The 14,193-nt window shown below is 57.8% G+C and carries 15 protein-coding genes; 5 read left to right on the top strand and 10 right to left on the bottom strand.

Translation table 11 applies throughout. From position 1 onward, the window contains the following. Positions 1–22 precede the first annotated feature (22 nt). The gene (locus ACTF58_RS06660; protein ID WP_438991195.1) at positions 23–1,201 is read left to right on the top strand and encodes a cytochrome P450; all 1,179 of its coding nucleotides are present in this window, start codon (positions 23–25) and stop codon (positions 1,199–1,201) included. A gap of 3 nt (positions 1,202–1,204) precedes the next feature. Then, positions 1,205–1,891 carry a M48 family metallopeptidase gene (locus ACTF58_RS06655; RefSeq protein ID WP_438991194.1) on the top strand — a complete coding sequence of 229 codons (687 nt, stop codon included), beginning with the start codon at positions 1,205–1,207 and terminating at the stop codon, positions 1,889–1,891. Here the strand turns inward: ACTF58_RS06655 and ACTF58_RS06650 are convergent. The 5 genes from ACTF58_RS06650 to ACTF58_RS06630 all read right to left on the bottom strand — a co-directional run bounded on the left by ACTF58_RS06650 (position 1,888) and on the right by ACTF58_RS06630 (position 7,517). After that, positions 1,888–2,427 carry an RSP_2648 family PIN domain-containing protein gene (locus ACTF58_RS06650; protein ID WP_438991193.1) on the bottom strand — a complete coding sequence of 180 codons (540 nt, stop codon included), beginning with the start codon at positions 2,425–2,427 and terminating at the stop codon, positions 1,888–1,890. The two genes, ACTF58_RS06655 and ACTF58_RS06650, sit on opposite strands and share 4 nt — an antisense overlap. Next, a complete protein-coding gene (locus ACTF58_RS06645; RefSeq protein ID WP_438991192.1) occupies positions 2,424–3,620 on the bottom strand; it encodes an RSP_2647 family RNA methyltransferase in 1,197 nt (398 codons plus the stop codon). The genes ACTF58_RS06650 and ACTF58_RS06645 overlap by 4 nt, the downstream gene beginning before the upstream one ends. A 39-nt stretch (positions 3,621–3,659) precedes the next feature. Further along, the gene (locus ACTF58_RS06640) at positions 3,660–4,325 is read right to left on the bottom strand and encodes a DUF6778 family protein (protein WP_438991191.1); all 666 of its coding nucleotides are present in this window, start codon (positions 4,323–4,325) and stop codon (positions 3,660–3,662) included. Positions 4,326–4,480: 155 nt separating this feature from the next. Further along, positions 4,481–4,741, bottom strand: coding sequence for a hypothetical protein (locus ACTF58_RS06635; protein WP_438991190.1), 261 nt, complete (start codon positions 4,739–4,741; stop codon positions 4,481–4,483). Continuing rightward, positions 4,731–7,517: a bifunctional [glutamine synthetase] adenylyltransferase/[glutamine synthetase]-adenylyl-L-tyrosine phosphorylase gene (locus tag ACTF58_RS06630; protein WP_438991189.1), complete on the bottom strand. Its 2,787-nt coding sequence runs from the start codon at positions 7,515–7,517 to the stop codon at positions 4,731–4,733. The genes ACTF58_RS06635 and ACTF58_RS06630 overlap by 11 nt, the downstream gene beginning before the upstream one ends. 54 nt (positions 7,518–7,571) lie before the next feature. Here ACTF58_RS06630 and ACTF58_RS06625 point away from each other — a divergent pair, with 54 nt between their 5' ends. The 3 genes from ACTF58_RS06625 (at position 7,572) to ACTF58_RS06615 (ending at position 9,078) form a co-directional block, all read left to right on the top strand. Beyond that, a complete protein-coding gene (locus ACTF58_RS06625; protein WP_438991188.1) occupies positions 7,572–8,039 on the top strand; it encodes a YbaK/EbsC family protein in 468 nt (155 codons plus the stop codon). A 110-nt stretch (positions 8,040–8,149) separates the two neighbouring features. Further along, positions 8,150–8,575, top strand: coding sequence for a DUF2852 domain-containing protein (locus ACTF58_RS06620; RefSeq protein ID WP_438991187.1), 426 nt, complete (start codon positions 8,150–8,152; stop codon positions 8,573–8,575). Positions 8,576–8,628: 53 nt separating this feature from the next. Then, a complete protein-coding gene (locus ACTF58_RS06615; protein WP_438991186.1) occupies positions 8,629–9,078 on the top strand; it encodes an RDD family protein in 450 nt (149 codons plus the stop codon). A 66-nt stretch (positions 9,079–9,144) separates the two neighbouring features. Here the strand turns inward: ACTF58_RS06615 and ACTF58_RS06610 are convergent, their stop codons facing one another. From ACTF58_RS06610 to ACTF58_RS06590, 5 genes are all read right to left on the bottom strand, one after another. Then, positions 9,145–10,587, bottom strand: a complete 1,443-nt coding sequence (locus tag ACTF58_RS06610; RefSeq protein WP_438991277.1) for a Do family serine endopeptidase — start codon at positions 10,585–10,587, stop codon at positions 9,145–9,147. A gap of 187 nt (positions 10,588–10,774) precedes the next feature. Then, positions 10,775–10,978: a DUF2065 family protein gene (locus tag ACTF58_RS06605; protein ID WP_438991185.1), complete on the bottom strand. Its 204-nt coding sequence runs from the start codon at positions 10,976–10,978 to the stop codon at positions 10,775–10,777. Next, positions 10,978–11,856: a protease modulator HflC gene (gene hflC, locus ACTF58_RS06600; protein ID WP_089889640.1), complete on the bottom strand. Its 879-nt coding sequence runs from the start codon at positions 11,854–11,856 to the stop codon at positions 10,978–10,980. Before hflC ends, ACTF58_RS06605 begins: the two co-directional genes overlap by 1 nt. Then, entirely contained in the window at positions 11,856–13,016 is a 1,161-nt protein-coding gene (hflK, locus tag ACTF58_RS06595) for an FtsH protease activity modulator HflK (RefSeq protein WP_438991184.1), read from the bottom strand. Before hflK ends, hflC begins: the two co-directional genes overlap by 1 nt. 88 nt (positions 13,017–13,104) lie before the next feature. Further along, a partial coding sequence (locus ACTF58_RS06590) for an FAD-dependent oxidoreductase (protein ID WP_438991183.1) occupies positions 13,105–14,193 on the bottom strand: 1,089 nt, incomplete at its 5' end.

The following is a 14,193-nucleotide window of genomic DNA, read 5'->3' as shown; positions in this document are numbered from 1 at the left end:
GCCCCGCGCCTAACCTTGCCCCATGAGCACAGCCCCTGTCACGCATATAGACCCCGCCCGATTCGCCGCCGATCCCTATCCAGATCTGGCGCAGATGCGTGCGCACGCTCCGATAACCTTTGTGCCCGAATTAAATGCTACGCTCTTCACACGCCGCGATGACATTTTCACCCAAGAAAAACGCATCGAGATTTTTTCGTCAAAGCAACCCGAAGGTCTGATGACGAGGCTCATGAGCGAGAACCTGATGCGCAAAGATGGCGAAGCACATCTGCTGGAGCGCCGCGCGCTCTTTCCCGCCCTCAGCCCGCGCACCATGCGCGACATCTGGCTGCCCCAAATCGAAGAAATGGCCGATAAGTTACTGAAAAGTATAGCTAAAAATGGAAACTGCGATCTGGTGCGCGACTATGCCATGGTCCTCTCTGCCGAAACATTGAAGCGCGTCACAGGCCTCACAAACATGGAGGCCGCCGAGCTTGACCGCGTCAGCCAAGGCATGATCGACGGCTGCGCCAACTATGCAGGCAAGCCTGAGATTGAAGCAAACTGCCACGATTGCACCGCCTCAATCGACCACCACATCGACGAGATGCTCCCGATTCACGCGAAAAACCCAAACAAATCAGCACTTTGCGTGATGATTGAGGCAGGCTTGCCGATGGCCTCCATCCGCGCCAACATCAAACTGATCATCTCCGGCGGCCAAAACGAGCCGCGCGACGCCATCGCTGGCGCGGTCTGGGCCTTACTCACCCACCCCGATCAACTTGATCTGGTCAAGGCGGGAGCGGCCACATGGGGCGAGGTGTTTGACGAATATCTGCGCTGGATTTCCCCCATCGGGATGTCCCCCCGCGAGGTCGCAAAAGACGAGATCATCAATGGGATCGAGTTCAAAAAAGGCGAGCGCATTTTCTTCATGTTCTCCTCCGCAGGTCACGACGAAGCCTATTTTGAGGCCCCTGAAGTGTTTGATATCAAACGCAATACCGGCCCAAGCATCCCTTTTGGAGCAGGCCCCCATTTCTGCGGCGGCGCGGCCGTGGCCCGTTCGCTGATCACCGAGGTTGCCCTGCCCAAGCTCTTTGCCTCCTGCCCCGATCTGCGCCTCACAGGCCCCGTGCCCTTCACAGGCTGGGCCTTTCGCGGCCCCAGTAAAATGCCCGTTGCGTGGCCGCCTCAAAGCCCCCATATCTGAGAGATGACCAAGCTTCTGCCTCTTCTCCTGCCGCTCCTCTACGGCTATGTCGTCTACCGGTTTTCCGTGCGCAACACACTGAAAGCGCTGGATGCAAAGTCCACAGAGCTGGCCGATCCGGCCTTCCAGCCCGTCCTTGAGCGCCTCGCCGTGGCCCTCGGCATCCCGCGTGTTCGGGTTCATCTCTATGAGATCGAGCCGGTCAACGGCCTCGCCGCGCCAGACGGGCGCATCTTCATAACACGCGGATTTTATGAGAAATTTCGCTCGCGAGAAGTCTCCGCAGAAGAGTTGGCCAGCGTGATCGCCCACGAGCTGGGCCATGTCGCCCTCGGCCACTCCCGCCGTCGTATGATCGACTTTTCCGGTCAAAATGCCATGCGCATGGCCCTCGGCGCGGTGCTCTCGCGCTTCATACCCGTGATCGGCTTCTGGCTCGCCAATTTCGCCACAAGCCTGCTCGCCGCCCGCCTCTCGCGCTCTGACGAATACGAGGCCGACGAATACGCCGCCGCCTTGATGACCAAGGCAGGCTTTGGCGTCACGCCCCAAATCGCGCTGTTTCACAAGCTGGAGAGCCTCACAGGCGCCGTTGCAGGCCGCCCGCCCGCATGGCTCTTGAGCCACCCCAAAACAGAAGAGCGTATACAAGCGATCCGCGCCCTCGAGAGACGCTGGCAGAAGGCCTAAGACAAGGCTTTCGCAAGGCGCGGCAAGCGGGCCTTCTTGAGCAGGCCGCGCATCTCCCACCTGCGCCCAGACAGCGCAGAGGCCTTCGCCAAAATCCGCTCCGCCACAGACGATACCAGCTCGGGTTGCGCCGCCCAAAGCCCACGCAAATAGGCGTCAGGGTCCATCAGGCTCAAACCTTCTTCCGCTAGGATTTGAGCAGGAAAGTCTTTTTTATTCAGTGTGATAATCGCATCTGCCGACCCTGCGACCGCCGCCGCAAGCACATGAATATCGTTTTGATCAGGCAGCCAAAGTCGCGCCTTCAGCCCCTCGCCATAGCGCACCCGCGCGTTCGGCCAACGGGCGTTGAGCAGCGCAATTTCGCCCTCGGCAAAGGCCCGTGCCCCAGCCTCGTGTTTCTCGGCAGTATGCGCCCACTCGCCCTCAATTTCGGCAGACCACAAAGGCTCGAACGCCCCCGCGTCCGCCACGCCAAGCAGCATTTCGCGCATCACAGTCGGGTACAGCACACAAGTGTCAAGCAGCAGCTTCACAGGCGGTAAAACAACGCTTTGAGATAGCCACTTTCCGCCAGCTGCGGCATCAAAGGATGGTCAGGCCCTGCAAAGCCCGTATGGATGAGCTGGCTCGTGCGCCCCGCTCGGCCAATGCCACGGCTTGAGGCGGCGCGAAACTTGCTCAGATCGGCGGCATGAGAGCAAGAACAGAGGCCCAGATAGCCGCCGTCCTTCACCAAAGCCGCAGCCAGCCGCGCAATCCGCTCATAAGCGCGCAGCCCTGCATCAAGGGCCTTTTTTGAGGGTGCAAACGCCGGCGGATCACAGATCACGACGTCAAACTTGCGCCCCTCTTCCGCCAAGGCCACAAGCGCGTCGAACGCATCTGAAACACGTGTTTCAAAGCGCTCGGCCACGCCTGAGGCCTTCGCGCCCTCAGTGGCCAACTCAAGCGCAGCCGCTGATCCGTCCACAGCCAGAGCGCGCGTCGCCCCCCCCGCCAAAGCAGCAAGGCCAAACCCGCCAACATGAGAAAAAACATCAAGCACATCAGCGCCTTGGCTCAGCTTCGCGGCAAAAGCCTGATTGTCGCGCTGATCAAAAAAGATCCCTGTTTTTTGGCCGCCCGTCAGGTCGGCCATATAGGTCGCACCGTTCATTTTGACTGGCACAGGACCACTTGGGGCCGCGCCCGCCAGAACAGCGCTCACATCGTCCAAACCTTCCAAGCCACGGGCGCGGCCGGCGGCGTTTTTCAGTATGGTTGTGATCCCGCCAAGCCCGAGCAGGGCCTCGCACAGCGCGTCGAGCTTCATCTCGGCCCAAGCCGCATTGGGCTGCAACACCACAGTATCGCCAAAGCGGTCAATCACTACACCAGGAAGCCCATCGGCCTCGGCGTGAACAAGGCGATAAAACGGCTCGTCATAAAGGCGCTCGCGCATATCAAGCGCGCGGAGCAGCTTGCCAGCAAACCATTCAGCATCAATCACAGCGTTTACATTGCGTTCCAGCATACGCCCTGAAATACGGCTCTCGGCATTGAAGCCAACCAGCCCCAGAGGCGCGCGATCCGCGTCTTCCAAAAGCACAATCTCGCCCTTGGCGATAGCTTTGGTGCGGCGGTCTAGCACGAGTTCATTGTCAAACACCCAAGGCGCGCCATGACGAATCTTGCGCGCGTCTGCTTTGGGTTTGAGGCGGATAACGGAATAAGGGAGCTGTGTCATACAGCCCCCTTACATCACTTTTCCAAGGTTGTGAAAGCCTTAGTAGAGGCGATCAAAAGATGCTTCTGGCGCCAAAGAGGTTGTGATCTGCTGATTGCGGCTCACGCTCTCTTCAGGCGCGGCTGTGGCTGAAAGTTCTTTGCGAATAACGCGCGTCAGATGGACGCTCACCCGTTTTTTCTGCGTCTCTCCGCGCGCATCTGCTGCTGCGGCCTCTTCTCCGCCAAACGCTTTCAAATCAGTTTTGATTTTACGAGATGGCATAAGCTCAAGGCCCGTCGCAGGATCAACGACACTCAGCATGAACGTTATCGAGTGATTGCCGCCAATACTATAGCGCGCCCTGTTGGTCACACTATGAAAGCGCAAGACATCAATCTCGACAATGGCAGATTGCCCCTGCGTGAAATCCTGCGTTGCGGCTTTAGCGCTGGCTTCAAAGATAGCGCCGACTTGCTCATACCGGTCACCGCGCAGATCACCGCGCCAGACAATATCCGCAACAGGGTAAAAGACTTCGGCCTCAGACACGCGCAGATCCTGTGATACATTTACAGTAATGCCCTGCACAGCCAAAGGCTGGTTGTAAAATTGTTGCTCTTTACCGCCCATAAAGGGCGCATTTCGGGTGGCGACATCCATAGTCGCACAGCCAGAAACACTCAGGCCCATAGCGACAACAAGTGCTGCTTTGATAGGTTTCATTTTGTCCTCCTGGGGCGTGTGCCCGCTCAAATACTTGAGATGGAGAATGGGAGGGCAATAGGACAACTTTAAGGCAGATTATAGGTTATTGCTTGGCACGAACGGGTGTATCCACTGCGCCACACTCAGATGAGAGTCCTGATTTTATTTGAAAATCAGAGGCGTCGCGCTTGCCATCCGCCGCGTCGGCGCGGGCGGTCCTGTGAGGCAAGCCCCTCTTCCAATACTGTGTTCATGGGGTGACCCTCGCAGGTATGGCGCGCCAAAAGCAAGGCAATCGTCTCTCTTTGATCAAGCTCGTCAGGCAGGCTCAGCGCCCAATCCAGAAAGATCGAACGGCATTCAGACGCCGTAATGCCTTCGATATTATAAGCTTCCCGTATCAAAGCTTTGGGATCGTAAATATCACCCTTCATCGTCCGCTCCCTTAAGATTGGCCTCAATTACTTTTGCCGCCGTTGCGGCACAGCTTTGCAACTCCGCCTGCAAAGAGGCAAGGTCTTTCGCCCCAGTCTCACGCAGCACAAGCTCGGTTGGCCCCTCGCCCGCCGTCGCTGCGTCAAACGGAATGTCAGACAGGAAGCGCGTCGTAAGATTGAGCGCCCAGAAGAGTCGATAAGCCCGCATCAAACTCTCGCTTTGTGCCTTGTCAATCAACCCAGCCCTCACAAGCCCCTTTACGCCGGCTTGCACCCGCAGGCTTGAAACCCCACCCACGAGCGCTCCCATCTGTGAAAACAGCTCGATGTCCTGCAAACGTCCTGCGCCGTTTTTTGCGTCCCACGGTCCGCTCGGAGCCTTGGCGGCCGCGATCTTGACGCGCATTTCAGAGACCCCTGTTACACTGCGCCCATGATCTTGGCCCTTTTCGGCCAAAAGCTGTTTGCGAAAGGCAACAAAATCTTGCCCCAAGCTCTCCAGCCCACAAATCGGACGCGCCCGCACCAGTGCAAGATGTTCCCAGAGCCAGGCTTCACCCTCCTGATAGGCCTTAAACGCTGGCCAGCTTGTGGCGACAGGGCCTTGGTTCCCAGACGGGCGCAGACGCATATCAAGCTCATAAAGCCGCCCTTCCGCCATTGGCGCACTCACAGCCGTGACCAACGCCTGCGTGAGCCTCGCATAATAGGGCCGCGTCGCCAGCGGGCGGCGGCCCTCTGACATCTCCGCCTCTTCAGGGTCATATATCACAATAATATCAAGATCAGACGCGCTTGTAAGCCGTCCGGCCCCGAGCGACCCCATACCAATCACTGTCGCGCCCTTGCCTGGGGGCGGACCATGCTTTTCTGCAAACTGCGCAACAACATCTGGCCAAAGCGCGCGCAAAACAGCTTCGGCAAGCTCGGCATATTGCCCGCCGGCCTCATCAGCCCCCGTCAAGCCGCGCAAAAAATGCACGCCGATCCGAAAATGCCATTCCTTCTTAAAACGCCGCGCAACATCAAGCTTGCGCTCGTAGTCCCGCTCTGCCGACAAAAGCGCCGCAAGCTCCGCCGAGAGAACACCCGCCCCTTTCCAATCGGCAAAGAAATCTCCACCAATCACGGCATCAAACACCCCAGCATTGCGACTGAGGTGTTGTGCGAGCGCGGGCGCCGTACCGGCAATATCCACAATTAGGTTCACAAGTTGCGGGTTGGCTTCAAAGAGCGAAAAAAGCTGCACGCCAGCTGGCAAACCAGCCAAAAAACCATCAAACGCCAAGAGCGCACCATGCGGATCGGCAGACTTCGCCAAAGCGCGCAAAATATCCGGTTTCAGACGATTGAAAATTTGCGTCCCCCGCTCTGACCTGAGCGCTGCATAGCTCGGCCAACGGCTGATCACTTCGCCGTCCAGCTCGGGCATCTCAGGCACAGGCGCAACAGCATCTGGCGCAAAAAAGCCCTCGGTCAGCGCGTGCACCTCGTCAAGCCGTTCCGTCAACTCGCGTTCAAGAGCGGCGCGCTCTCGGCCCATAAAGGCGGCCAGCTGCTCCATACCTTCGCCTGTTGTCGGCAACAAATGGGTCTGCTGATCCGCGATCATTTGCACACGGTGTTCGACATCGCGATGTGCGCGGTAATGGCGCGCCAGTGTCTCGGCCACATCCTCAGGAACCCAGCCTTTTTGCGCCAAAACCCCAAGTGCGGGCACAGTGCCACGCAGGCGCAAATCAGTGTCGCGGCCACCCGAAATAAGTTGGCGGGTCTGGGTGAAAAACTCAATCTCGCGAATCCCCCCGCGCCCGAGCTTCATATTGTGGCCCATCAGGTCGATTTTGCCGCCAAGCCCCTTATGCTCACGAATGCGCAGCCGCATATTATGCGCATCTTCAATCGCGGCAAAATCAAGATGCTTGCGCCAGACAAACGGGCGCAGCGTTTCCAAAAAGGCCTCACCGGCGGCCATGTCGCCCGCCCCGCAGCGCGCCTTGATATAGGCGGCGCGCTCCCATGTGCGCCCGAGGCTCTCATAATAGCTTTCTGCTGCGTCCGCAGCCATGCACACAGGCGTCACAGCAGGATCAGGGCGCAGCCTCAGATCGGTGCGAAAGACATAGCCCTCTGCGGTGCGGTCATTGAGCATAGCACTCATGCCACGTGTCGCCTTGATAAAGGCCTTGCGCGCTTCAAAGAAGTCATCGCGCTCAAAGCGGGTCTCATCAAAGAGGCAAATTAGGTCGATATCGGACGAATAGTTCAACTCATATGCGCCCATCTTGCCCATCGAGAGCACAAACATACCCCCAAGTGTCTCAAGATCGTCCATATCCATACCAGGCAATTTGCCGCGCCGTATTTCTGCGCCTAAAGTGGCGCGCAAACTCAACTGGACCGAGAGATCAGCAAAATTTGTCAGTGCGCCCGTGACCTCTTCCAGCGCCCAGACGCCACCAAGATCGGCCAGCCCTGTCAAAAGAGCCACACGCTTCTTTGCACGGCGCAATTCACTTGGCAAATCGGGTGCGCCAACCTCGTGAAGCCGTGCGAACTCGGCCTCAAGCGCAGCCTCAGGCGCATCAAAAGCGGCCGTCATCCAAGCCGCTTCGCGCGCCATCAGAGAGAGCAGATAGGGGCTGCACCCTGCCGCCCCCTCGACAAGCTTGGCCAGATCACCGCCCACACCTCCAAAAAGCGCGCGCCCCTCCGCGCCGCGCTCTGCGTCATAAGCCCTTGGCAGGCGGGTGATTTTCTGTGCAAATCCCATGCCTGAAGATGCGCTGCGTCGAAGTCCGCGTCAATCGCGAAGAGGAGCCGAACCATGTCAAAAAGTCTCAAACGCGTGAGCGCGGCTCTTGAAGGGGAAGCGACAGAAATCCGCGAAACAGGCGAGGCCAAAACCGCGCAGCAAGCCGCCGCCGAACTCGGCGTTGAGGTCGATCAAATCGCAAAGTCGATCATCTTTCAGGGCCAAACCACAGGCGAGGCTCTTCTGTTTGTTACGGCTGGTGGCAATCAGGTCTGCGAACACAAGGCTGCAGCCCTCGCAGGCGAACCTCTCGGGCGTGCCGACGCGGCACTCGTGCGTGCCCAAACAGGCTTTGCTATCGGCGGTGTTTCTCCGCTCGCACACAAGGCCGCGATCCGAAGCTTTTTTGACCTACGCCTGATGGATTTCGCCCTCATTTGGGCCGCAGCAGGCACGCCACACCATGTCTTCAGCCTCACACCTGCCCGTCTCTTGGAAAAATCTAAAGCGCAACTATCTGATTTTTATACACAAAAATAATAAATGTAAACTATATTAACATAGCGCCTTGCGGGATGCTGAGCAAATACCAATATTAGGAATGTGAACGACATTCACATTCAGACACCAACCCGTAAGGAGATTTAACTATGACACAGGCCGTTCCCTATTCTTCCCCCTCCCAAGGGTGGTTTGCCCGCGCCGAGGCTTGGCTTGATGACAAAGGTAAGGGCGCTTGGATCGCCGCTATGGTCCTCAGCTTTATCGCATTCTGGCCCATTGGCCTCGCGCTCTTGTTTTACATGATCACAACCAAGCGCCTTGGCTCAGGGTCTTGTCGTAAAGGCCGAGGCAAGCGCCATACACGCTTCACAGCCACACGCGCCTCTGGCAACACAGCTTTTGACGCTTACAAAGAAGAAACGCTGCGCCGCCTTCAAGAAGAACAGCATAGTTTTGAAGCCTTCCTAGAGCGCTTGCGCGATGCCAAAGACAAGGCCGAGTTTGACCAGTTCATGGACGAACGCGCCGAGGCTCACACCGCCGGCGAAGAGCGCGCGACAGAAAAAGCCTAACAAACCCCGCTTGGCCCTCCTATCATGAGGGCCAAGACCGTTTTCACGAGGATATGATGAACAGCCAAAGCTTTGAGTTGCCCGACCCGCATTACCAGCCAGAATTTTACGCCGACGTGCCGCTCAAGCGGTTGATATCATGGGCGATTGATACAGTCGTTATCGTTATTCTCGTTGTGTTGATCTTGCCGTTTACAGCCTTCACGGGGCTTTTCTTTCTGCCCCTACTGGGTTTCTTGGTCAATTTCGCCTACCGCGTGATCTGCCTTGCCAATGGCTCCGCCACACTCGGGATGCGCGTCACAGCGATTGAGTTTCGCAATCGCCAAGGCGCCAGATTTGCCCTGTCGGATGCGCTCCTCCACACGCTCGGCTACACATTGTCTTGGATGTTCCCCCTCGCACAATTTGTCTCTGTTATTTTTATGGCCTCCCAAGAACGCGGCCAAGGCCTCACCGATATGGTGCTTGGATCCGTCGCGCTCAACCGACGCGCAGCCTGAGCTCTGCAAACAAAAAAGCGGCCGCCCAATCTCTCGGGCGGCCGCCTTTTGTTTAAAGCGTGAAGCTTACTCCAGCGTCAGCGCCACAAACCGTGGCTCACCCGCGCGGCGCACGAGCAAGAGCAGAGACTTTCGCCCAGCCTCTTTCGCCGCTTCGACTTGTGCCTGAAGCTCCGCCGCTGTCGCAATCTTTTGCTGCCCTGCCTCGGTGATCACATCACCGGCGCGCAAGCCTTTCTCAAAGGCCTCGGCGGCTTCGTCCACATCGGTGACAACCAAACCGTTGGCATCCGATCCAAGCTCAAGCTGCTCGCGCAGATCGTCCGTCAGTGGCGCAAGCTTGAGGCCCATCATCTCCAGTTCCTGAACCTCGCCCTGATCACCTGCGTCCTCTTCCATGGGCGCACCACTGCCTTCGGCGTCTTCGCGGCGGCCAAGCGTAATCTTCAGCGTCTGGGTCTTGCCCTCGCGAAACACAACCACCCGAACGGTTTTGCCCACATCGGCATTGCCCACCGTGCGCACAAGCCCGCGTGTATCTTCCACATCAACGCCATCAAAACTCATGATCACATCTCCCGAAAGCATCCCTGCGTCTTTCGCAGGCCCGTCAGGAACATCTGTCACAAGCGCACCAGCCGTCTTCTCAAGTCCAATCGCCTCGGCGACATCCTCAGACACATCCTGAATCCGCACACCAAGCCAGCCCCGACGCGTCTCGCCAAAGTCGCGCAACTGGTTGACGACGCGCGTCACCACATTTGACGCCATAGAAAAGCCGATCCCGATTGAGCCACCATTGGGGCTGAGAATAGCGGTGTTTACACCCACGACTTCACCCTCCATGTTGAAAAGAGGCCCGCCCGAGTTGCCACGGTTGATCGCCGCATCGGTCTGGATGTAGTCGTCATATGCGCCTTGCAGCGCGCGATTGCGCTGGCTGACAATCCCCGCCGAAACAGAGAAGCCCTGCCCAAGCGGGTTGCCCACAGCCAAGACCCAGTCGCCGACACGCGCGGTGTCTGAGTTGCCAAAAGGCACAAAGGCCAGCGGCGTGTCACTCTCGACTTTCAAAAGTGCGATGTCTGTTTTCGGGTCGGTCCCGATCACTTTGGCTTCCAGCTCTCCACCTTCGAAAAACTCGATGATGATCTCGTCTGCGCCTTCAATCACGTGGTTGTTGGTGACGATGTAGCCATCTTCGGAGATCACAAACCCCGAGCCAAGCGCCGAAGAACGGCGTGGGCGGTTGCCCTGTCCGTTGCGGTCCTGAAACTCCCGGAAGAAGTCCTCAAACGGGCTGCCATCCGGCACAATCGCCCCTGGCCCCGTGCCGCGTGCCACCATCGTTGAGGTGGTGATGTTTACCACTGCAGGGCTGACCTTGTCGGCCAAGTCAGCAAAACTGTCAGGTCGCGCCTGCGCCGCAATGACCTGCGCCATCACAAGCCCCGCAGCCAGCATCATCAACCAAAGCGCGCGCACAACGCCCGCCTCAGCCGTCTTCATCGCAATAACTTTTGTTGCCTGTCTCACACTGATGCTCCTTTATCTCGTGTGATCATTCCACGCCAAGCGGCGCGGGTTCAATCTCGTATATATGTAAACTAGGATGTTTCATTATCAACGCCAAGCTTGCGCACCGACGCTCAAACGCGCGTGATCAAGGCGTGAAGGGGCAGAAATATGCCAAAGCTCAGGCCCCAAGCGCCTTGCCTCCCCAGACCAGAAGCAACCCAAGCACCATCATCAGCGCGCCAATCATGCGCCGCGCCTCTGGCGGCAGCGCCCGCAGCGCGCGCAACATCTCCTCAATAAGTGAAGGGGCCAGCACATAGACCAGCCCCTCCAGAAGTAGCACCAGCCCGAGGGCCAGAAGGGCAGTTGCCCAAATCGTCATCAGTTGCCGTTTTCGTTCTTCAGATAGTTGAAGAACTCTGAGTCAGGCGACATGACCATGCTTGTGTTGTTGCCCGTAAGCGCGCCGCGATAGGCGTTGAGCGAGCGGTAAAACTCGAAGAACTCCTGATCCGCACCATAGGCCTCGGCAAAAATCGCGTTGCGTTGCGCATCGGCCTCGCCTCGGATGATCTCGGCTTGGCGGTTGGCATCAGAGGTGATTTCAACACGGGTTCTGTCGGCTTGCGCGCGCACGCGCTGCGCCGCTTCATTACCACGGGCAATCTCGTCTGCCGCTTCGCGTTCCCGCTCGGCCTGCATCCGCGAGAATGTCGCCGCGAGGTTGGCGTTGGGCAGGTCAGTGCGCTTGAGGCGCACGTCGATCACTTCAATCCCCAAGGACCGCGCTTCGGCAATCGCACCGTTGCGAATACGCAGCATCAGCGCGGCACGATCAGAACTCAAGATGTCGTTGGACGACACCGTCCCCAAGACTTCGCGCGTTTCCGAACGCAGGATCGAGTCAAGCCGGCGGCCCGCCACTTCTATGGCCTGATCGCCGCCCGCACCTGTCGCCTGACGGAACTGCTCCACATCAGTAATGCGGTAGCGCGCAAAGGCGTTCACTTCAAGGCGGCGGTCGTCTGACGGTGTCACCTGAAGTTGCGGAATATCGCGGCTCAGGATGCGGTTGTCATAGCGGATAACCTCTTGAATCAGCGGGATCTTAAACGCCAGACCCGGCTCGTCCTTGATATCTACAAGGCGCCCGAATTGCAGAACCAGAGCCTTTTCACGCTCGTCCACAATGAAGATAGACGAGAGCAAACCGGCAAGCGCCAGCACAATCACTGGCAGGATATATGTTGTCGAGCGCATCAGTTGCTCCCTCCTGTTGGCGTGGTTGTGTTGCGGCGCAGCTCGTTGAGCGGCAGATAAGGCACAACGCCCCCTTGCCCGCTCGCATTGCCATCGAGGATGATTTTATCAACGTTACCAAGCACTTCTTCCATCGTTTCCAGATAGAGACGCTTGCGTGTCACTTCTGGGGCTTTGGAATACTCGCTCAAAACAGCGGTAAAGCGGCTGGCTTCACCCTGTGCTTCGTTAACAACTTGGGCGCGATAAGCTTCGGCCTCTTCAAGCACCTGCGCAGATTCACCGCGCGCCGCCGCAAGGACGGTGTTGGCGTAGGCATCAGCCTGCTTTTCAAGACGGTCACGATCCTGCTCGGCAGATTGCACAGCAAAGAAGGCCTGTTTCACTTCTTCGGGCGGATCAGCCTTGTCAAAGTTCACACGCACGATGTTCACGCCACTGCTGTAGCTGTCGAGCGTGGTCTGGATCAGATCCTTGAGACGGTCGGCAATCGGGCCACGGTCACGGTTGAGGATCGGAGCCAGTTCGCTTTGTGCGATAATCTCGCGCATCGCAGATTCCGAAACAGCCCGAATGGTGGCCTGAGGCTCCCGCAGGTTAAAGAGGAACTCTTCGGCGTTATTGATGTTCCACACAACTTGGAAATCGATGTCGACGATGTTTTCATCCCCCGTCAGCATAAGGCCCGCGTCCGCACCTGTGCCGCCACCGATATCTTCGGTGTTTTCACGTGTCACAGGCATAACTTCCGCTGTCACAACAGGCCATGGGGCAAAGTTAAGGCCCGGTCCACCCACACAGGGGCTGTTGCATTCGCCAAGGAACAGCTCAACCGACTGTTCTTCAGGCTTCACAGTGTAAAAGCTCTGGAAAAGCCAGAGCGCGACAGCCACCAGAAGGCCAAGGCCCACGGTGCCACGGTTGAGCGAGGGGCCGTCACCGCCGCTTTGGCCGCCACGGTTCCCACCATTTCCGCCACCACGACCGCCCATCAGGACGCGCAACTGCTCTTGGCCTTTTTTCATCAATTCATCGATTTCGGGGATCGGCGAAGGCTCTTCGCTCGGAGGCCTGCGCCCACCGTTTGGCCGCTGGTCGCGCCCGTTATCCCCGTTATCGTTTCCGCCGCCGCCCCAAGGGCCGCCAGAATTCCCTGCCATCTACAGATTTCCCCTCTGTTTAAAGTCTTTAAGACGCTATGTCTTAACTTGTGTGCCTCTGCCACCATTTCAACCCTTTTGGTAAGGATTAAGACCGCCGCACAGGCTCTTTCAATGTGACAAGCTCTTCGCTCATCGTCGGGTGCACCGCAACGGTGCGGTCAAAGTCTTCCTTTGTTGCCCCCATCTTTACAGCAATCCCCGCCAGCTGGATCATCTCGCCAGCGCCCGCCGCGACAATATGACAGCCCAGAACCTTGCGGCTCGCTTGCGACACCACCAGCTTCATCAAGACACGGTTTGAGCGCCCCGCAAAGCTCTGCTGCATCGGCTTGAACGAGGCACAATAAACTTCAATCGCCTCCTGCGCAGCGGCCTCTTCCTCGCTTAGCCCCACAGTGCCCATCTCTGGCTGCGTGAAAATCGCGGTGGGAATGAGGTCGTGGTCAGGCTTTGTCGGGTTGCCGTTAAACACCGTCTCCACAAAAGCCATGCCCTCACGGATCGCCACAGGCGTCAGGTTCACACGGTCGGTCACATCGCCCACGGCATAAATGCTTGGCACTTTGGTCTGGCTGTAGTCATCCACCAAAACCTTGCCATTGCGGCCCAGCTCCACACCAACGGCCTCAAGGCCCATGTCTTCTGTGTTGGGCGCACGGCCCGTGGCAAACATGACTTGCTCAAAGACTTCCTCGTGTCCATTCGTTGAAATCACGCGGATACCGCCATCCACTTTCTCCATCTCAAGAATGTTCGTGCCAAGATGCAACTTCACACCGTTCTCGATCATCTCTTCAGAGACGAGCCCGCGGGCTTCGTCGTCAAAGCCACGCAAAATTTGCGCACCGCGATAATACTGCGTCACATCCACACCAAGCCCGTTCATGATCCCTGCAAATTCACAGGCGATGTAGCCGCCCCCGAGGATCAGCATATTCTTGGGCAGGCGCTCCAGATGAAATATCTCGTTTGAGGTGATGGCGTGCTCCGCGCCCTTCATATCAGGCTTCACAGGCCGCCCGCCCATGGCGAGCAGAATGTGTTTGGCGCTTCTGCGTGTCCCGTCAGACAGCTCAACCTCATGCGCACCAACCACTTTGGCCCGCGCATCAAAGCTTTCAACACCGTTGTTTTTGAGAATGCCGCGATAGACATTTTCCAAGCGGTCAAGCTC

This window comes from Lentibacter sp. (genome assembly GCF_965657785.1).
Classification (GTDB): domain Bacteria; phylum Pseudomonadota; class Alphaproteobacteria; order Rhodobacterales; family Rhodobacteraceae; genus Lentibacter.
This window is presented reverse-complemented; position numbering and strand designations above follow the sequence as displayed.